Raw genomic sequence first — 18,122 nt, 5'->3', positions numbered from 1 at the left:
CCGGGCGTGCGCCCGGCTGCCGCAGTGCCCCCCGTCGCCGGCGCCGTGGTCGCCGTGGCCGTGCTCGTCCTCACCGGGCTGGGCGGCGGCCCGACGGCGACCGCAGCGCCTGCGGTGCCTGCGGTCCCGGAGGTGATGGCGGACTACTCCCACCTGACCGGGTCGGTGTCGTCGTCGCCGCCCGGACCCGTCGTCGCGCTGTGGCAGCACGGCTACGGCGTCGAGCTCCTCGACTTCCCCCAGGCGGTCGTCCTCGGCGCCGGCGGCGACACCTACCGCCGCGTCGACGTCGCCGAGGGGCGGGCCGGAGCCGAGACGCAGGGCGACCCGGCACCCATGCTCCTCTCCCCCGACGGCAGCCGCGTGGCGGTCGGTGACCACGACACCGAGCGACCGGACGTGGTGGTGGTCGACCTGACCACCGGCGAGACCACGACGCACGCCCTCCCCGCGGGGCGCAGCGTCGTACCGCTGGCGTGGTCGAGCGACGGCGGGTCGCTCGCCGGCCTGGTGTCCGACGAGCCGACGAGCCCCTACTCCGGCGGGCGGATCACCGGCCGGGTCGCGGTGCTGGACCTCCTCACCGACTCCGCCGAGGTCCTCGACCTCGGCGGATCGGTCGCCGCGGCCGCCTTCTCCCCGGACGGCTCCGAGATCGCCGTCGAGCAGTCCGGCGGCGTCACCGTCGTGGACCTGCGGGACGGGGGCGAGCGTGACCTGGAGGTCGAGGGCGTGCTCGCCGGTCCGGCCGCGTGGTCCCCCGACGGCCGGCTGCTCGCCGTGACCACCGTCGAGCCGGTCAGCGCCCCGGCCGGCGTCGACGCGCCCGGCACCCCCACCGGCCTGTCCTTCGTCGACGCCGGTGGCCGTGGCGGCAACCTGCCCGACCCCCTGCCGCTCGACCTCGCCGGCCCGGGCCGCGTGCTCGGCTGGGCGGGCCCGGCGGAGGTGCTGGCGGTGCTCGCCGTCGACGGGGTGGACGAGCAGACGCTGTCCGCCGTGCCGCTCGACGGAGCCGGGCCGCGCACGCTCATGCGGATGACCGATCTGGGTTCCTACGGCGTCGGTCGCTTCCAGCTCGCCTCGTCGGCGGCCGGCTCCCTCGAGGTCGTCGACCCCGACGACGTGGACCGGGGCCCGTGGCCCTGGGCGCTCCGCGCCCTGCTCGCCGCGGTGGCGGGCCTCCTGTCGTGGGCCCTCGCCCGCCACCTCCTGCGCGGTCGAGTGCGCACGCGGTAGTGGTCCCCGCGCGGCTCCGCACTCGACCAGCCGTCAGGCCGGTCCCGGGCCCGCCCGCACGATCCGTCGCACGTCGTCGAGGTCCAGGTCGTACGGCCCGATCCGGGTGAGCACCCACGACGCCCCGCGGTCGACCCACGCCCCGGGGTCCTGGTCGGGCTGCAGGTCGACGACCACGTCGAAGCCGGGGCCCGGCTCGTGCGCCGCGAGATCGGCGGTGACGGTGTCGAGGTCCGCTGGCCCGTCCAGGCCGATGACGAAGAACCCGTCGTACGACGCCGCGCGGCGCAGCGGGGCCCGGTTGCCGTGGCGACCGGCAAGCCAGACCGGCACCCGCGGCGCCGGCCGGAACCGCACGCCCCGCGCGACCTGGTGCTCCCCCTCGTGGTCGACGGTCCCGCCGCCCAGCAGGCCGGTCAGGACCGCGAGGCCCTCGTCGAGCATGCGGCCACGCACGCGGGGGTCCGGCTCGTCGCCGAACGCGCTGAACTCCCCCACCCAGTCGTCCCCCAGCCCGAGGCCGAGCACGAAGCGGCCACCGGAGAGGACGGCCAGGCTGGCGGCCTGCCGGGCCAGGACCTGCGGGCGGCGGCGCGGCAGCGGGGTCACCATCGGCCCCAGCAGCAGCCGCTCGGTGCGCATGGCGATCGCCGCGCAGCACGTCCACGGGTCGGCGATCGCGGCCACCCGGTCGCCGTAGAGCAGGTGGTCCCAGACGAAGAACCCGTCCCAGCCGACCGCCTCCGCCTCCGCAGCGAGGTCGCCGACGACCCGCGGGTCGGCCAGGGCGTCGAAGGGGGCGACGAAGAGGCCCCGGCGCGTGGTCATGGCGTCATTCGAGCACGCGACCGGGTCATCCGCCCGCCCAGCCCCCGAGCCACGACGCCAGCGTCACGTCCTCCGACCACGGGTGCAGGGACGTGGCGACCGGTGGTCCCGCAGGGGCCAGGTCGGGGCGCCCCCAGCGCGCGGCGCGGCGTTGCAGGCGCAGGTCGTGCAGCTCGGCGCACCCGCCCGCGACCTCGCGGGACCCCGTGCCGCCGTCCAGGCCCTCGAGCAGTGACGTCCAGGCCGCAGCGTCCCCGTGGAGGCCGCGCCGCACCTCGAGGTGGACCCGCGCGGACGTGGGCAGGCAGGCGTCAGTGGCCACCACCCGCGGGTCGCGGCCCACCAGCTCGCGCTGGGGCTCGGAGAGGCGTACGACGGTGCGCGGCAGCGCGGCCAGCAGCGAGTCGACGGTCACCAGCAGCTCGGTGTCGTCCAGGGTCGGCGCGCACGTGACGACCACGTCGGCCGGGCCGCGCGCGAGCCCACGCCAGGTGGTGCCCGGCGCCGACGTGCGGTCGGCGACCGCCGTCGTCTCGACCCGGCGGGCGGCGGGGTCGTGGGCCCGTTCTCCCGCGTCGGGCCCGTCGTGCCAGGCGACGGCATCGGGCCGGTGCGCCAGCAGCCCGCCCGCCGTCCACGAGCGGTGGGCGAACTCCCAGTCCTCCCCGCCGTAGCTGCGGAAGGTCTCGTCGAAGCCACCGACCTCGTCGTACCACCACCGGCTGCACGCGAGGACGGCGCTGATGACGAAGCGGTGGCTGGTGTCGTCGGCGTCGAGCAGGTCCCGGCTGCCGGCGTACGCCTCGCTCAGCCAGGCGGGCTCGGTCAGCTCGCGCGGTGGCGCGACGTCCTCGACCGGGTCGTCCGGTGAGGTGCCGGCGAGGTCGGCGTGCCGTCGGCGCCCCACCACCAGCGCCTCCGGGAGGGCCTCGGGGAGGGCCACCATGCGCTCCAGGAAGTGCGGCTCGGGCGAGGTGTCGGCGTCGAGCAGCACCAGCACCTCACCGGTGCTGGCCGCCACGCCGAGGTTGCGCGCGGCGGCGGCGCGGAAGCCGTCGTCGGCCTGCCGGACCAGCCGCACGCCGGCGGGCACGTCGGGGGCGTGCCGGGACCCGTCGTCGGCGACGACGACCTCGTCCGGCGGGCGGGTCTGGCGGCGCAGCGCCGCGAGCGTGCGGTCGAGCTCGGCCTGCTGCTCGAAGTGCGTGACGACCACCGACACGCGTCGTCGCTCCGCGGCTGCGGGCGCGAGGTCCCACCGGTTGCCCGGCACCGAGGTGCCGTAGGGCGGGGCGGTCATCCGACCGACGCCCACCACGCGCGGTAGGCGGCTGCCGTGTCCTCCAGCCGCGGCCCCAGGTCGGCGGCGGGCGAGGTCCACGTCGAGGTGGGGCTGCGCAGCGCGGCATCGAGGCACGGCACCAGCGTGGCGTCGTCGAAGAGGGTGAGGGTGCCGGGGCGGAGCGCGGCCATCTCCCGGGCGTACGAACCGTCGCGCACGAGGGGGCGCCGGCCCGCGGCGATCCAGGAGTTCAGGCTGCCGGACGCGGACACGTTGCGGTGCGCCGTCACCCCGACGGCGACGTCGCGCAGCGCGGCGACGAGGTCGCCCTCCGGCACCCGTCCGGTGACCTCCACCGGGACGCCGCGGGCCCGGCTCGTCCGCACCAGCGTCTCGACCTCGTCGGCGTGGCCGGGCGCGGCGTCGCCGAGGACCCGCACGGACGCCATCGTCCCGGCCCGGCGCAGCGCGGCCACCGCGCGCACCACCTGGCGGTGGCCCTTGCCGGGGTAGACGAAGCCGAAGACGCCGACCACCGGGTCCGTGGGGACGGAGCCCACCGCCGCCCGGCCGGGGTGGGTGTCGAGGCTCTCCGGGACGGGCACCGGGAGCGGGATGACGGTCCCGCGGGCACCCGACGCGCTCCAGCGGTCGACGAGGGCGTGCTCGTGCCACGAGTTGGTGGCCCACGCGTGGCTCGCGCGGACGATGCGGCCGTACGCCTCCGCGCGGGCCGCGAACACGGGCCCGTCGGTCGGCTGGGGGACGTCGTGCAGCGTGACCGTCAGGCGCACGCGCCGGGCGAGCTGCTCGACCACCGCTGCCGCGTCGCGCGGTTCGCGGCCCAGGAGCCGGTCGGTCAGGTGCAGGTGCACCGCAGCGCCCGGCACGAGCTCGGCGACGTCGCGGACGACGGGCGCCCGGGCAGCACCGGCGACCTCGCCGGCGTAGCGGGTCACCCCGTGCGTGTCCGGCCCCAGCAGGAGGTGGTGGGGCGCGGCGGGGTGCGTGTCGCGGAGGTGGGATGCCGGCCTGAGCACGCGCTCATCCTGCCGAGGTCGGACACACCGGTGCTCCCCCCAAAGCGTGGGTCCGGTCAGGGGTCCAGCTTCTTCTGGAAGTCCCCCAGCCGGGCGACGGGCTGGAATCCGAGCGCCTCGTTGACGGCGATCATGTGGCTGTTGACCTCGGCGTTGTACGTGGTCAGCCGGGTCACGTCCGGACGCTCGCCCTGCAGGAGCCGCAGGTTGGCGACCTTCACCGCCACGCCGAGCCGGTGGCCACGGTGCTCGCGGCGCACGAGCGTGCCCCACTGGTAGGCGCGTCCGGCCTCGTGGACGGTCGTGGCGAGGTCGGAGTAGGCCACCACCTCACCGGAGGACGACAGCGCGACGGTGTTGTACTTCGTCCGCCCCTGCCGGGCCAGGGTGTCCTCGCGCTCGCGGACCGCGTCGGTGCTGACCGCCTCCGGCTCGAGCTCGAGCTCACCGGTGGGCGCCTCGGTCACGAGGGTCGAGGTGATCTCGGCCCACCCCTGAAGCAGGTCGTCGGGCACGGGTCCGCTCCAGGAGCGCAGCGTGTACGCCGGATGGGCGCCGGCCGCGTCGGCGGCAAGCGCCGTGAGCAGGTCGTCGGCCACCGGCAGACGGAGCTCGCGCTGCACCTCCGGCAGGGCCAGCTCATAGCCCCGCGCGCGGGCGAACCCGGGACCCGCGGCGCCCTCGCCGTCGGGCCCCGCGTCGTACGGCCACGCCGAGAGCCCGGTCAGCACGCGACGCCCGCGCGAGCGGGCCTCGTCCTCCAGGTGGGCCAGCACGGCAGAGCCGGTGCCGCGACGGCGGTGCGCGGGCAGGACGTGGACGTCGAGCTCGGCGAGCTCGAGGTTGTCGAGCAGCGGCGTCCGCAGCCAGCCCGCCCCCACCGTGACCCCGTCCGCGACGGCCGACCACGCGCCGGACCAGCTGTGCGTCCCGCCGCCCTGCATCATCGCCCGCAGCTCCTCGAGCTGCCACGGGCTCGCCACCTCGCCCAGCTCGTGGCGCGCCGAGACGCCGTACACGTGGTGCCAGGCAGCGAAGGCGGCGTCGTCTGCCGGGTCCACCGGCGCGATCTCGGGACTCATCGGGCGCGCGTCACCCGGCCCTCGTCCCAGACCGGGCCGTCCGACTCGTAGACCTCGCCGTCGGCGCCGTAGACCAGGAACCGGTCGAAGCCGCGGGCGAACCACCGGTCGTGGGTCACCGCGAGCACCGTGCCGTCGAAGGCCTCGAGCCCGGCCTCCAGGGCCTCGGCGGACTGCACGTCGAGGTTGTCGGTGGGCTCGTCGAGGAGCAGCAGCGTCGCGCCCGAGAGCTCGAGCAGCAGGATCTGGAACCGTGCCTGCTGCCCGCCGCTGAGGGACTCGAACCTCTGCTCGCCGGCGTGCGCCAGCTCGTAGCGGTCCAGCACCCGGCTGGCCGCCTCGCGACCCATCCCGTCGCGGTGGTCGTCACCACGGTGCAGGATCTCCAGCAGGGTGCGGCCCACGAGCTCGGGGTGCTCGTGCGTCTGCACGAACCACCCCGGCCGCACCCGCGCCCCCAGCTTGGCGCTGCCGGTGTGCTCGACCGGGGCCGGAGGTACGCCGACGGGCTGGTGCTCGATGTCGGGGTCGCTGCCGCCGGCGGCGAGGAGCCGCAGGAAGTGCGACTTGCCGGACCCGTTGGAGCCCAGCACCGCCACCCGCTCGCCGTACCAGACCTCGAGGTCGAACGGCTTCATCAGGTTGGTCAGCTCGAGGTCGGTGCACACGACGGCGCGCTTGCCGGTGCGCCCGCCCTTGAGCCGCATCTTCACCTGCTGCTCGCGCGGCTGCTCCGTGGGCGGCCCGGCGTCCTCGAACTTCTTCAGCCGGGTCTGCGCGGCCTGGTAGCGGCTGGCCATGTCGGAGTTGTAGGCGGCCTTCTGCTTGTACATCAGCATCTGCGCGCGCAGCTTGGCGTACTCCTCGTCCCAGCGACGGCGCAGCTCCTCGAAGCGCTCGAAGCGCTCGGCGCGTGCCTGGTGGTAGCTCGCGAAGCCACCGGGGTGGGTCCACACGAGGTTGCCCGCGCTGCCGAGCTCGACGGTCACGATCCGCGTGGCGGTGTTGTTGAGCAGCTCGCGGTCGTGGCTGATGAAGAGGATCGTCTTGGGCGACTCGCGTATCCGCTCCTCGAGCCACATCTTGCCCGGCACGTCGAGGTAGTTGTCCGGCTCGTCGAGCAGCAGCACCTGGTCGGGTCCCTGCAGCAGGTACTCCAGCACGAGGCGCTTCTGCTCGCCGCCCGACAGCGTGGTGAGGGCGCGGTAGCGGGCGCGGTCGTAGGGCATCCCCATCGCCGCGGTGGTGACCTTGTCCCAGACCACCTCGAGGTCGTAGCCGCCGACGTCGCCGTAGTGCCCCAGCGCCTCGGCGTACGCCATCTGCACCGGCTCGCTGTCGTCGTCCATGAGCCGCAGCTCCTGGGCCGCCACCTCCTCCGACCACCGGCGCACGTCGGCCGGTGCCACCGACAGCAGCAGGTCGGCCACGGTCTCGTCGGCTCCTCCGTGGCCGACGAACTGGCGCATCACCCCGAGTCCCCCCGAGCGCGTGACGACGCCGGCGTGCGGCTTGAGGTCCCCGGTCACGATCCGCAGCAGCGTCGTCTTGCCCGCACCGTTGGCGCCGACCAGCGCGACCTTCTGCCCGTCGCCCACCCGGAAGCTGACGTCGTCGAGCAGCACCCGCCCGTCCGGCAGCTCGTACCTGACTCCAGCGACGTCCACGTGTCCCACGAGGCGATTCTCGCAAGCCACCCGGCCCGGCGTCGCGTGGTTATCTCAGCCTCGCTCCGTGAGGGTCGAGGCGGGCGCCGTCGCTGGTCGAGGAGGACGCAGTCCCGTCACGAAACCCGGCGGAGAAGGTCAGCCGGCACACCGTGCGCTACCACCGTCACTGTCGGTGGTCCCGGATACAATCGAACACATGATCGATGCGACGGCAGTGCTGGAGACGGGTGGGGTCGAGGACCTCACCGCCTCGGCCCTGCTCGCGCTCGCCAGGGACCAGAGGATCGCCGAGGACATGGCTGCGGCGCAGCTCCTGGTGACCGCCGCTCGGTGGGCGGACCTGCACCCCCCGGAGTCGATCCACTCCGCGGCGGCCTTCACGGTGCCAGGGTCCGAGCACGAGGAGCCCATCGCGGGTGAGGGTGCGCCACTGGTGGCGGAGTTCTGCCTCGCCGAGCTCGGTGGCGTGCTGGGCGTGTCGACGACGGCGGCGAAGAAGCTCGTCGGCCACGCCCTCGAGCTGCGCCACCGGCTCCCGCGGCTGTGGGCGCTGGTCCAGGCCGGGCGGGTGCCTGCCTGGCGGGCCCGCCTGGTGGCCGAGAGGACCATCCACGCGACGCCCGCCCTGACCCCGGACGCGGCCGGGTTCGTGGACGCACAGGTCGCCGCCGTGGCCGGGAAGGTCGGGCCGACGCAGCTCGACCGGCTCGTCGCCGAGGCGATCAAACGCTTCGACCTCGCCGAAGCGGATCCGGCCGCGGACCCGGAGGACGGCTACCTGTCGGTCGACCCCCGCCACGTGACGATCCACGACGAGGACGTGCACTTCGCCGGGACGATCCGGCTGGAGGCCGAGCTCGACATCGCCGACGCCGTCGACCTCGACCGAGCACTCGCCCACGGCGCCGCCACCCTGAAGGCCCTCGGCTCCCAGGCGCCGCTCGGGGCCCGCCGCTCCGCAGCCCTCGGCGCCCTGGCCCGCACCCAGACCGCCCTCGATCTCGCTGGCCCCGATGCGGACCGCGAGCACCTGCCTGCCGCACGGGAGGTCGTGCTGCACGCGCACTTCGACGCCGGTTTCTCGGGCGAGGCGACCGTGTTCGGTCCGACGGGGTGGATGGAGGAGGGCCAGCGGCTGGTCCTGCTGCAGCAGGTCAGGGACTGGTGCGCCGACTCGCGGACCAAGGTCACCATCAAACCGGTCATCGACCTCAACGCCCAGCAGTTCACCCCGGCCTACGAGGTCCCCGACCGGATCCGGGAGCAGGTGGTTCTCCGGGACCGCACCTGCGTGTTCCCGTGGTGCACCCGTCCCGCCCGCGGTTGCGACGTCGACCACGTCACCGAGCACGACCACGACGCCGCAGCCGACGGACGACCACAACCCGGACCCACCGCCACCTGGAACCTCGCCTGCCTGTGCCGGTTCCACCACCGGCTCAAGACCCACACCGCCTGGACCTACCGGATGGCCGAGCCCGGGGTGTTCGAGTGGACCAGCCCCCACGGCCACACCTACCGACGCGACCAGACCGGCACCAGCCCGATCGATCCTGCCGAGCCACCCGACCCGCCCGGCATCCCACGCCCGCGCAGACCATGACCCCGCCCCACACCCCGCCACCCACCAGGTAGCGGGGCCACAGGCACGTCAGCCGCCGGACTGCACGGATACATCCACGATGGCGGGTGCGGGTTTGCGAAGGAAGACGACCGGATGTGCCGATGTGCGACCGACCAGATTGCCACGAGATACGGTCCTTGGGTGTCCGACCCTGCGCTCGCGATCGAGGCCAGCCCGCCAATCTCGGAGCACACCTGTGACCACTGCTCCCAGCCTTTCCGCCGCGTCCAGGGATACGTCTATCGGGAAGGCCATGCGTACGCGGTGTACATCGCCTCGTGCTATCACCACGACGGGCACGAGGTGTTCATCGACTGCGTGTTCAGCCCCACCTGGGACGACGATGAGGATGACCGCCTCACGTTCGGGTGCCGGGTCGGCCCCGTCGCCGGGCAGTCCGATCCCGGAGCGACTCTCGTCGCCGGTGCGGCTGCGTTCACCGATAGGCCCTTTTTCGGGCGCAAGTTGTCCCGCGAGGAGGGGTTGAAGCACCCACTTCTCGGCGAGTTCTGGGCCCTCGTGGATCACGTGCTTGTCCACGACGCCGTGGTGCGCGACCACGTCTACGGCCCGGGAGCCGAGTTCGCGTAGGGATCCGCCCATGCCGCGGTCAGCGCGCGGATCTCGGTCAGCGCGCGGATCTGGCGAGATCCGGACGCTCGCAGGCGGACTTCCGTGGCGAGGGTGCCACTCGTCAGCGGCGTTGACACACCATCAGCGGGTTGCCGTCCGGATCCTCGAACTGGACGAAGTAGACGCTGCCGATGTCCTCGATGTCCGACGTGATCCTGACTCCCAGGTCTTCCAGGTGCCGCACCGTGGCGGCCATGTCTTGCGTCCACAGGAAGAACCTCGGCGGCCCCGACGCATGGAAGTCGGGACGGTTGGCGTCCAGGGCGAGCCTGGTCTCGCCGTCGCTGGGGATGTCGTAGATGGTTCCCCCGTGCGAACTCGTGCCGGGATCGAAGCCGAGCAGGTCGGCGTACCACTCGATGGCTGAAGCCATGTCGCGCACCGGGATGAAGACTTGGCCAACGACGCGCTGGATCGGGCTGGTCACGGGACGCATCGTAGGGGGCACCGAGACCGAGTCTGCCGCAACGCGAGTGCACGCTCATGCCGATGAGCGGACGTCGGCCACCTCACGGATAGGCGTAGACCACGTCTCCGCTAATGCCTGTCGCTTCCTGGCACTTCTCGATGGAATCCGCGAGCTCATCTCCACGCCACGACCTGAAGGAGGCAGTATCGGTCGGGTACCAGCCGCCGCCACCGGTGAAAACTGCGCCTATCGGCGCTGCGGCTGCGTCCTCGAACTGCGGTGAGTCCTCAAACGACACTGCCTTGTTCTCCGCGTCCCACGCGGCTCCGTACGGCCAGAACACAACGGCGCCACCCAGAACTAGGCAGCCTTCGCGGAGTTCGAGCAGCCCCGAGACCTGCGCCAACGGGTAGTCATGGGCTTCTTCGGGCATGGCTATGACCGGCGAACCTTCGTCGGTGTCGGTGCCAGAGGTGGTTCCCGTCGCGGTTCCCCACGCGCTGAGCGTCAGCGCCAGAGAGGCAAGTGCTGAGGGCAACGTCACCGCTGCGTGAATCCGCATCAAATCGCCAGCCCCTCGCGTCGTGGTGGGTGAAGTGTGCCGCGTCGCGTGGTCGTCTGTCCGCGGTCGTTACGGAAGCGTTGCCACACCGAGGTCAGCGTCCATGAGTCCATGGCTGGCGGGGAGGCGAGGTCTACTTCCCAGCACTTCTTCCACCTCTCGGTGGAACCCGTCTCTCCCTCTTACCTGCCGGGATGGCCGGGGCCACCCTATGCACTTTCGACATCCGGATCTGCCGCGTTGAGGGCGGCTACGCTCGCCCGGATCTGGCTCCCCTCTGTGTCAAGGAGCGCTTCTGACGAGGGTCTTCCTGCCGACTGCTGCTCGGCGTAGCGTCGGCTGTGCGGGTCCGGGAAGTGGCTGATCCGAAGTGTCGATGAGCGGGTGCAAGTCGGCCGCGCTGGATTGAAGAGTCGCCCCGCAGTGCCCTCCCGGATCCGCCTCATCGTCGTGCTGACCACGTCCAGCGTCCGCGATGAGCTGGCGGTAGACGACGTCGGACAGGCGTCGCTTCAGACACCGCAGTGCTTCCACCGGTGTCTTGCCGTCGGCGAGCTTGCGCCGGTAGTAGGCGCGGCCTTCGGTGTCGTGGCGGATCTGCACGATCGCCGCGACGTGCAGCAGGTGGTTCATCCGCCGGTTCCCGGCCCGCGACAACCGGTGGCGGGTCTGCTCGCCGGATGAGGCGTCCAGGGGCGCGGTGCCGGTCCACGACGCGAACCGGTTGCGGTCGACGAACCGGGCCACGTCGCCGACGTCGGCCAGCACGCGGGCCGCGCCAGCTGGTCCGACGCCGTAGATGTCCATCAGGTGCGACCCGCGGGCGGTGACCGCGGCCTTCAGTTCGGCCTTGATTCGCTTGAGCTTGGCGTCGACTGCGACCAGGTCCGCGATCTCCTCGGCCGCCATCCGGCGGCGGGTCTTGCCGGCGATGTCACGGGGCCGCACGGTCGCGAGCATCGCCTTGGCCTGGGCGGCGGACAGGTCACGTTTGCGCTGGCCAGGCAGTAGTTCGCTGAGGAGGCGCTGCAGCCGGTTGACCGTCTGGACTCGCTGGTGGGCGAGCTCGTCGCGGCGGCCGGTGAGCATCCGCAACGCCTCGAGCTCACCGTCCTCGACCACCACCCGCAGGCCCTCGGTGCGGACCGCGACGACCGCGATCGAGTGGGCGTCCAGGGCGTCGGTCTTGCGGTTGTGGCCGGTGTCGAACAGCCGCACCCGGGCCGCAAGCTTGGCCGGCACGTCGACGACCTGCTCACCGCCGGCGACGAGACGTTGGGCCAGTGGACGGCCCGCGCCGTTGGCTCCCTCGACGGCCCAGAGTCGGTCGGGCCACTGCTTCACGTACCGCTGCATCGCGGCGTACCCGGCGTTGGTGGTCTCAAACCGTCCGCTGCCGAGGAGCCGTTCGTGGGTGTCCACGACCTCGATCGTCACCGACATCTTGTGGGGGTCGACCCCGATGATCACGCCCTTCGTCTTGCTCATCTACTCACCTCATCTGTGTTCTGGCATCCACTCGGACGGCGAGGTGGGCAGTGCTACTACGAGCTGGGCAGACCCCTCTTGAGCCACGCCTCGTCACGGTGACCCACGGGTCGCATTCCAGATGAGAGCCACACCTAAGAGCGGGTGGGCAGCCGCGAATGAGAGCGTCCCGCCGATCACCTAGATCAGAGTCTGGCCAGACACCGATCCTGCGGAAAGTCTCCTAGTAGCCGCGATCAGGCGTTCGGAGAATCGCTATGCAGCCATGGCCGCGCTGCGAGGATCACCGGCATGGCCCCACCGGAATCCGTGAGCGTCGACCCCGACGCCGACCCGCTGCTGAACCTGGCCTTCACCGGCCTGGACCACGCCATCGACAGCGTCGAGGTGAGCGGCGGTCCACTGATCCCGTTCTGCTTCGAACGCGCTGGTGACCGGTTGAGCCTGCACCGGTTCGTCGCCGAACGCTTGGAGGACGGCGTGGCCGAGGTCGAGCGGCGACTGGAGGCCGTCGTGGCCGGGGACGACGAGGACCGGACCCCCGAGGTGGACCCTGAGGTGGACGGCGCCTGCGGAGCCTGGGACGGCTACATCACCGTCGAGGGCCGACGCACCGACGCCGTGCTGGTGCGAGCCGTCGATCACACCGGTGCCGACGTGGTCCTGGCCCAGCGCTACGAGGTGCGCGGCCTCCTGCGCAAGACCGCGCGACGCGTCGGCAACGTTGCCTTGCTCGCCGACAACCGGGTGGGGTGACTCTCCGCCGAGATCGTCTCGCAGCTCGTGGGAGAGCACTCCGGGCCTCGGTCACCTGCGTCGGCGTGCAGCCGACCGACCGCCGGCTCAGACGCGGTCGAGCGTCTCCTGCAGGCGGTCGATCTCGGCCGTCTGAGTGACTGCCACGTCGGCCGCGACCTCGCTGACCATGATGTCGATGCCGTCGACGGCGACGTCGTCGGCCATGTCGATGGCACCGTAGTGGTGCTGGATCATGTAGCGGAGGAACAGCCGGTCGAACGCAGCGCCGCGAGCCCGCTCGAGCTTCTCCATCTGCGCATCGGTGAGCATGCCGACCATCCCGTTGTGACCGTGCTGGCTGTGGTCCCACTCGCTCGGGTCCTCCGCGGCGGTCGGCACGGCCATGTCGCGCTCCTCGAGCCAGGCGGCCATCATCAGGATCTCCGGGCCCTGCGCCGCACGGATGCGCGCGGCCAGCTCGCGGACCCGGTCGCTGCGGGCGTGCTTGTCGGCCAGCTCGGCCATCACGATCGCCTGCGCGTGGTGCGGGACCATCATCTGCATGAAGGCCACGTCGGCCTCGTTGAACTCCGGCTCCACGGCCTTCTCGGCGTCCTCGGGCGAGATCGTCGCGTTCTCCTCGCCGGGACCGCCGGGCTGGAGCACGTCGGGCGACCCGTCGTCGCCCGCGCTCGCGGGGGCTCCGGCGTCAGGCTGGTCCGACGTGCACGCGGACATGGACAGGGTGAGGGCCAGCCCCGTGACCACAGCGGCCAGTGGGCGGGAGAGTCGTCCGAGCACGGTTCTCCTTCAGGTGACCACGGATGATTCCGCCGGTCACTCGCGTCATTTCGATGGAAAAGTCTTTACTTGTGCGTCCTGCGCACGGTACGACGGTGTCGACCGTTTCGGAAACCCCGGAGCGCTCGTCGACATGAAAGGTCTCGGGCTTCATGCACTCATCTCGGAGACGCACGTCCATCCACCGAGGGGCAGGTGTCGCCGCCGCCGGCGCCATCGCCCTCGGACTCACCCTGTCCGCAGCGCCCGTGCTCGCGCACGGCACCCACGACAGCAGCTCGACCGGCACCCAGGAGAAGGCCGGCCCCAAGGATCCCTGCACCGACGCCCGTGAGGACCGCCTCGACGCGGCGGACGACAACTTCGCGAAGGCCTGCCTTCCCGGCCAGGACCTCGCGCAGACGGAGAGCTTCGAGTCCGACCTCGCCGCCGGCGAGATCGCCTCGAGTCCCAACACCAGGCTGGTCGCCAACCTGCCCAAGCAGGGCGCTTTCGCCACGACCAGTGCGCTGAACAGCGACCTGGCGTTCCAGGGCGACTACGCCTACGCCGGCAACTACGAAGGCTTCATGGTCTACGACATCTCGACGCCCGAGGCGCCGAAGGTCGTCAGCCAGGTCGTCTGCCCCGGCTCGCAGAACGACATCTCGGTCTCCGGCAACCTGCTGGTGCTGAGCGTCGACTCCAGCCGCAGCAACAACACCTGCGACAACGTCGCGCAGTCCGCGACGATCAAGGAGTCGTGGGAGGGCATCCGGGTCTTCGACATCAGCGACCCGGCCAACCCGACGTACGTCGCGGCGGTCGAGACCGACTGCGGATCGCACACGCACACGCTCGCCCCGAGCAAGGACGGCGCGAACCTCTACGCCTACGTCTCGTCCTACAGCCCCAACGCGGCGTTCCCCGACTGCCAGCCGCCGCACGACTTCATCTCGGTCGTGAAGATCCCGGTGGCCGCGCCGGAGACCGCCGCGGTGGTCTCGGAGCCGGTGCTCTTCGCCGACGGAGGCAACCCCGGTGGCAACGGGTCCAGCACGACCAGCGGCTGCCACGACATCACGGCGTACCCGTCGAAGGACATCGCGGCGGGCGCCTGCATGGGTGACGGCATCCTGCTCGACATCGCCGACCGGGAGAACCCGGTGGTGACCGAACAGGTGCGCGACACCACCAACTTCGCCTTCTGGCACTCCGCCACGTTCAACAACCACGGCACCAAGGTGCTGTTCACCGACGAGCTCGGCGGTGGCGGTGCGGCGACGTGCAACCCCGAGGTCGGCCCCAACCGCGGCGCCGACGGGATCTACGACATCGAGGACGGCCAGCTGGCGTTCAAGAGCTACTACAAGATCTCGCGCACCCAGCAGTCCACCGAGAACTGCGTGGCTCACAACGGTTCGCTGATCCCGGTGAACGGCAAGGACATCATGGTGCAGGCCTGGTACCAGGGCGGCATCTCGGTGTTCGACTTCACCAACTCCAAGAAGCCGCGGGAGATCGCCTGGTTCGACCGGGGTCCCCTCCCCGCGGGCCAGATCGGCGGCTCGTGGTCGGCGTACTACTACAACGGCTACATCTACTCCAACGACATCCAGAAGGGCTTCGACGTGATCAAGGTCGATGACAAGGTCATCGACCGCGCGTCGAAGAACCCGATGGACGTCTTCAACCCGCAGTCCCAGCCGTCCTACAACGGCTGACCTGCAGGCGCGCACCACATCGGACCCCGGGGCCCTCGACGGGCCCCGGGGTCCGACGCGTCAGGTGGCCTCGAGGACGAAGAAGAGGAAGCACATGAACGACTGCCCGGGCTCGAGCCCGGGAGGAAGGACGTCCGCCGGGGTGTCCTGGGCCGGAGGCGGCTCGCTGATGGTGGCGATGCGGAAGCCGGCCGCTGCGAAGGAGTCCGCCATCGCGTGGAGCGGGCGGTGCCAGAACGTCAGCCACACCGTCTGTCCGTCGAAGACGTAGTCCTCGGTGTACTCGGTGCGCGCGAAGTAGTCCGCGTCGGGGTACACGATCGCGTAGGCCGCAGGATGGTTCACCGCCACGAGCAGGCGACCGCCCGGCTTGAGCACCCGGCGCAGCTCGCCGAGCGGACCCGACCAGTCCTCCAGGTAGTGCAGGACGAGGGACGCCACGACGTCGTCGAACTCCGCGTCGTCGTAGGGCAGCGGCTCACGGAGGTCCGCCACGCGCAGGTCCACGTCGTCACCCAGCCGTCGCCGCGCCAGGTCGACCATCGCGGCGCTGGCGTCGAACCCCGCGACGTCGGCCCCGCTGGCGCGCAGCTCCGCCGCCATCGGGCCGGACCCGCATCCCGCGTCCAGGACCCGACGGCCCGAGACGTCGCCCGCGAGGCGCAGCATCTCCGGCCGCGCGTAGTAGGCGTTGAAGAGGTTGGACTCGTTGCTCACCGCATAGGCCTGGGCGAAGTCGTCGTAGTCGGTCGCCGGCATCAGGACCTCGTTCCCCGAGAAGACATACCGATCTTTCTACGCCGTCCGGGGCGGGCCGTGGCCCAGCAACACGCGCGCGCGGGATCCCCGCCGCGCGCACGGCCGTGACGACCGCACCCCGGCCGAGTGGCGCAACAAGCTGCACTCCAACGTGCTGATGGCTCTGTGCGCCCTCGCCTTCGTCGCCCTGTGCGTCAATGAGGTCCGCAAGGCGGTCGCGGGCGCCTGACCCTCACCCGCCGGTGGGGTGCCTGACCCAGACGTTGGGCTCGACGTACGTCGCCGTGCCGTGCTCGGCGTCGCACATGACGGGAGCGAGGGCCCCCGGTACGACGACGGGGCCGGTCGTGTCGAACGGCAGCCCGGTCCACTCGCGCCACTCCTCGACCGTGCCCGGGATGACCATGGACCGCGGCGCCACCCGGTCGATGCGCCCGCCGGCCCGGACGTGGACGCGCAGCCAGGGGTCGACGGGCAGGCCGTCGTCGCGGGTGCGGAAGGCGTAGTCGGCCATCGGCTCGTGCACGTCGGTCTTGCCGTTGGGCCGTACGGGTGCGAGCAGCTCGGGGAAGCCGAGGCGCGCCGCGTTGTCGCGCAGGGCGGCGACGAGGCGCCCGGACAGGCCGGAGCCCTGCAGTCGCGGCTCGATCGCGATCTCGACCGCGGTCACGGCGTCCGGCTCCTCGCCCCACAGCTCGGTCAGCAGACCGCTGCGGATGGCGAAGTCCCAGCCGGCGTCGGGCAGCTCGCCCTCGGGCAGCTGGAACGGCACCGAGTGCGCCTTGGCGACCATCCGCCCCGACTCGTCAAGGGCGACGAGGACGAACTCCCGGAAGTGGTCGAGCGAGGCGTAGTAGCCGTTGCCGATGGGGTCGTGCTTCATGAACTCGGGCCACGACGTCTCCATGTCCCAGAAGGTGTCCATGAGCTCGGGGCGCTCGGCGAGGGTGACCAGCTCGAGGTGCATGCCGCCATCCTGTCCGAGCCGCACCCCCTGCGCCCGGGATTTTCGGGTGCCCCGAGCCACGCAGCACCGCCCCCGGCCTGGTCGGCCGGGGGCGGTGCGTGATGGTGGATGAGTGCCGCGCGGGCTAGCTAGCTGCCCGAGATGATGCCCGGGAGGGCCGCGTCGAACAGCTCGATCACGGTCGCCGCCGGAAGCACGGCGCTGCGCGGCTGGGCCGCGGCGGCGAGGTCGGCGCCCCAGTCCGCCGCGCGCTGGCGCTGCAACGGCGTCCCGTGGTGGCCGGGGCTGGCGAAGGAGCAGTCGCCGACCGTGTAGAAGCTCAGCAGGGCGTCGCTGACGCGCTTCCGGTTCAGCGCCAGCCCCTTCTTGTGGGTGGCGAAGTACGACGCCATCGCGTCGGCCATCAGCTCGGTGCGGCGCGTGGCGGCTGCGGGGTCGGTCGGCCCGGTGTCGAAGGTGCCTAGCTCGTACTGGACGTGGTGGGCGAACTCGTGGGCCAGGATCGCCCGCGGCCCGACGTCGCCGAGGCCGATCGCGTCGTACGCCTCGAGGATGCCGTCACCCATGATCAGCTTGTCCGGCAGGCTGGCGATGAACGGGTCGCTCTCGCCCTCGCCGGAGAACGCGAAGGCGTTGAACGTCCAGAGCGGGTTGTCCTGGAACGCCTCGTCCTGCGCCTGCATGTACGTGGCGACCGTCTGGGCCTCCGCCGCGATCGCGGCGTCGGTCATCGGGGCCAGCTCGCCGGTGTCGACCATCGCCTCGAGGGTGCGGGCGATACGAGCGGCGTCGAGCAGCGAGTCGCTGTGCATCGCCATCAGCTGGATGTCGCCGGACTCGATGTCCCAGAACCGCCGCAGGTCGCGGTAGGTGTTCTGCAGCTGCCGGGCGTGCGAGTCGAGGGCGTAGGCGGGGTCACCGGCCGTGCCGAAGAAGAGGGCGTCGTAGGTCGGCACGGACAGCAGGGCGTCCTGGTGCTGGACGAGGAAGCTGAACTGCTCGTCGCTCATCTCGGCGAACAGGCCGTCGACGTAGTCGTCGAGCAGCGTCGTGCCGCACTCGCTGGGGGCGACCGCCTCGCGCAGGGCCGCCTCTGCGGGCACGTCGACGAGGGTGTGCCGGGACTGCGTCGGTGCTGCGCTCGGGGCCGGGGCGCCGGTCGCGGTGGCGGCCGGGGCGAGGAATCCGAGCGGGAGGAGGACCGCGGCGCCGAGCGCCAGGGGCCACCGGAGGTGTCTGCTCACAGGGGTTCTCCTTGGGAGGTGCGTGCTGGTGTGCTCCGTCCGGATGAGGGCGG

General features: G+C 72.0%; 17 protein-coding genes. 5 read left to right on the top strand and 12 right to left on the bottom strand.

What is annotated here, in order from left to right:
* Positions 1 to 6: 6 nt before the first annotated feature.
* A complete protein-coding gene (locus NYO98_RS02580) occupies positions 7 to 1,239 on the top strand; it encodes a WD40 repeat domain-containing protein (RefSeq protein WP_268109955.1) in 1,233 nt (410 codons plus the stop codon).
* Positions 1,240 to 1,272: 33 nt separating this feature from the next.
* On the opposite strand, the gene NYO98_RS02575 is transcribed toward NYO98_RS02580, so the two are convergent.
* From NYO98_RS02575 to NYO98_RS02555, 5 genes are read right to left on the bottom strand one after another with little or no spacing between them, the layout of a single operon-like run.
* Positions 1,273 to 2,067, bottom strand: coding sequence for an LLM class flavin-dependent oxidoreductase (locus NYO98_RS02575; RefSeq protein ID WP_268109954.1), 795 nt, complete (start codon positions 2,065 to 2,067; stop codon positions 1,273 to 1,275).
* A 25-nt stretch (positions 2,068 to 2,092) separates the two neighbouring features.
* Positions 2,093 to 3,367 carry a glycosyltransferase gene (locus NYO98_RS02570; RefSeq protein ID WP_268109953.1) on the bottom strand — a complete coding sequence of 425 codons (1,275 nt, stop codon included), beginning with the start codon at positions 3,365 to 3,367 and terminating at the stop codon, positions 2,093 to 2,095.
* Positions 3,364 to 4,389 (bottom strand): glycosyltransferase family protein, encoded by a 1,026-nt coding sequence (locus NYO98_RS02565; RefSeq protein ID WP_268109952.1) that lies wholly within the window; start codon positions 4,387 to 4,389, stop codon positions 3,364 to 3,366. The genes NYO98_RS02570 and NYO98_RS02565 overlap by 4 nt, the downstream gene beginning before the upstream one ends.
* Before the next feature lie 56 nt (positions 4,390 to 4,445).
* Complete coding sequence (locus NYO98_RS02560) at positions 4,446 to 5,471, bottom strand: GNAT family N-acetyltransferase (protein WP_268109951.1); 1,026 nt, start codon at positions 5,469 to 5,471, stop codon at positions 4,446 to 4,448.
* Positions 5,468 to 7,147: an ABC-F family ATP-binding cassette domain-containing protein gene (locus NYO98_RS02555; protein ID WP_268109950.1), complete on the bottom strand. Its 1,680-nt coding sequence runs from the start codon at positions 7,145 to 7,147 to the stop codon at positions 5,468 to 5,470. Before NYO98_RS02555 ends, NYO98_RS02560 begins: the two co-directional genes overlap by 4 nt.
* A gap of 190 nt (positions 7,148 to 7,337) precedes the next feature.
* Between NYO98_RS02555 and NYO98_RS02550 the strand changes: the two genes are divergently transcribed.
* Positions 7,338 to 8,744, top strand: a complete 1,407-nt coding sequence (locus tag NYO98_RS02550) for an HNH endonuclease signature motif containing protein (protein ID WP_268109949.1) — start codon at positions 7,338 to 7,340, stop codon at positions 8,742 to 8,744.
* Positions 8,745 to 8,906: 162 nt separating this feature from the next.
* Positions 8,907 to 9,356: a hypothetical protein gene (locus tag NYO98_RS02545; RefSeq protein ID WP_268109948.1), complete on the top strand. Its 450-nt coding sequence runs from the start codon at positions 8,907 to 8,909 to the stop codon at positions 9,354 to 9,356.
* A 103-nt stretch (positions 9,357 to 9,459) separates the two neighbouring features.
* Here the strand turns inward: NYO98_RS02545 and NYO98_RS02540 are convergent, their stop codons facing one another.
* The 3 genes from NYO98_RS02540 to NYO98_RS02530 all read right to left on the bottom strand — a co-directional run bounded on the left by NYO98_RS02540 (position 9,460) and on the right by NYO98_RS02530 (position 11,857).
* Complete coding sequence (locus NYO98_RS02540; RefSeq protein WP_268109947.1) at positions 9,460 to 9,825, bottom strand: VOC family protein; 366 nt, start codon at positions 9,823 to 9,825, stop codon at positions 9,460 to 9,462.
* An 82-nt stretch (positions 9,826 to 9,907) separates the two neighbouring features.
* A complete protein-coding gene (locus tag NYO98_RS02535; RefSeq protein ID WP_268109946.1) occupies positions 9,908 to 10,351 on the bottom strand; it encodes a hypothetical protein in 444 nt (147 codons plus the stop codon).
* Between the two features lie 300 nt (positions 10,352 to 10,651).
* Positions 10,652 to 11,857, bottom strand: a complete 1,206-nt coding sequence (locus NYO98_RS02530) for an IS110 family RNA-guided transposase (protein ID WP_268109945.1) — start codon at positions 11,855 to 11,857, stop codon at positions 10,652 to 10,654.
* Positions 11,858 to 12,148: 291 nt separating this feature from the next.
* Between NYO98_RS02530 and NYO98_RS02525 the strand changes: the two genes are divergently transcribed.
* Positions 12,149 to 12,613, top strand: coding sequence for a hypothetical protein (locus tag NYO98_RS02525; protein WP_268109944.1), 465 nt, complete (start codon positions 12,149 to 12,151; stop codon positions 12,611 to 12,613).
* 87 nt (positions 12,614 to 12,700) lie between these two features.
* Here the strand turns inward: NYO98_RS02525 and NYO98_RS02520 are convergent, their stop codons facing one another.
* The gene (locus NYO98_RS02520) at positions 12,701 to 13,396 is read right to left on the bottom strand and encodes a DUF305 domain-containing protein (RefSeq protein ID WP_268109943.1); all 696 of its coding nucleotides are present in this window, start codon (positions 13,394 to 13,396) and stop codon (positions 12,701 to 12,703) included.
* Positions 13,397 to 13,548: 152 nt separating this feature from the next.
* Between NYO98_RS02520 and NYO98_RS02515 the strand changes: the two genes are divergently transcribed.
* Positions 13,549 to 15,099: an LVIVD repeat-containing protein gene (locus tag NYO98_RS02515; protein ID WP_268109942.1), complete on the top strand. Its 1,551-nt coding sequence runs from the start codon at positions 13,549 to 13,551 to the stop codon at positions 15,097 to 15,099.
* A 60-nt stretch (positions 15,100 to 15,159) separates the two neighbouring features.
* Here the strand turns inward: NYO98_RS02515 and NYO98_RS02510 are convergent, their stop codons facing one another.
* The 3 genes from NYO98_RS02510 to NYO98_RS02500 all read right to left on the bottom strand — a co-directional run bounded on the left by NYO98_RS02510 (position 15,160) and on the right by NYO98_RS02500 (position 18,069).
* The gene (locus tag NYO98_RS02510; RefSeq protein WP_268109941.1) at positions 15,160 to 15,858 is read right to left on the bottom strand and encodes a class I SAM-dependent methyltransferase; all 699 of its coding nucleotides are present in this window, start codon (positions 15,856 to 15,858) and stop codon (positions 15,160 to 15,162) included.
* 232 nt (positions 15,859 to 16,090) lie between these two features.
* Entirely contained in the window at positions 16,091 to 16,825 is a 735-nt protein-coding gene (locus NYO98_RS02505; RefSeq protein ID WP_268109940.1) for an N-acetyltransferase, read from the bottom strand.
* 128 nt (positions 16,826 to 16,953) lie between these two features.
* On the bottom strand, positions 16,954 to 18,069 hold the full coding sequence (locus NYO98_RS02500) for a neutral zinc metallopeptidase (protein ID WP_268109939.1): 1,116 nt from the start codon (positions 18,067 to 18,069) through the stop codon (positions 16,954 to 16,956).
* Positions 18,070 to 18,122 lie beyond the last annotated feature (53 nt).

It is taken from the genome of Nocardioides pini (assembly GCF_026712185.1).
Taxonomy (GTDB): domain Bacteria; phylum Actinomycetota; class Actinomycetes; order Propionibacteriales; family Nocardioidaceae; genus Nocardioides; species Nocardioides pini.
Note: the sequence above shows the minus strand (reverse complement) of the source record. Positions and strands in the feature narration are given on the sequence as shown.

Bases quoted from the DNA above. Each gene is read 5' to 3' on its own strand.
- NYO98_RS02525 (WP_268109944.1), top strand. From the start codon at position 12,149: ATGGCCCCACCGGAATCCGTGAGCGTCGACCCCGACGCCGACCCGCTG.
- NYO98_RS02575 (WP_268109954.1), bottom strand. From the start codon at position 2,067: ATGACCACGCGCCGGGGCCTCTTCGTCGCCCCCTTCGACGCCCTGGCC.
- NYO98_RS02550 (WP_268109949.1), top strand. From the start codon at position 7,338: ATGATCGATGCGACGGCAGTGCTGGAGACGGGTGGGGTCGAGGACCTC.
- NYO98_RS02570 (WP_268109953.1), bottom strand. From the start codon at position 3,367: ATGACCGCCCCGCCCTACGGCACCTCGGTGCCGGGCAACCGGTGGGAC.
- NYO98_RS02530 (WP_268109945.1), bottom strand. From the start codon at position 11,857: ATGAGCAAGACGAAGGGCGTGATCATCGGGGTCGACCCCCACAAGATG.
- NYO98_RS02560 (WP_268109951.1), bottom strand. From the start codon at position 5,471: ATGAGTCCCGAGATCGCGCCGGTGGACCCGGCAGACGACGCCGCCTTC.
- NYO98_RS02515 (WP_268109942.1), top strand. From the start codon at position 13,549: ATGCACTCATCTCGGAGACGCACGTCCATCCACCGAGGGGCAGGTGTC.
- NYO98_RS02510 (WP_268109941.1), bottom strand. From the start codon at position 15,858: ATGCCGGCGACCGACTACGACGACTTCGCCCAGGCCTATGCGGTGAGC.
- NYO98_RS02505 (WP_268109940.1), bottom strand. From the start codon at position 16,825: ATGCACCTCGAGCTGGTCACCCTCGCCGAGCGCCCCGAGCTCATGGAC.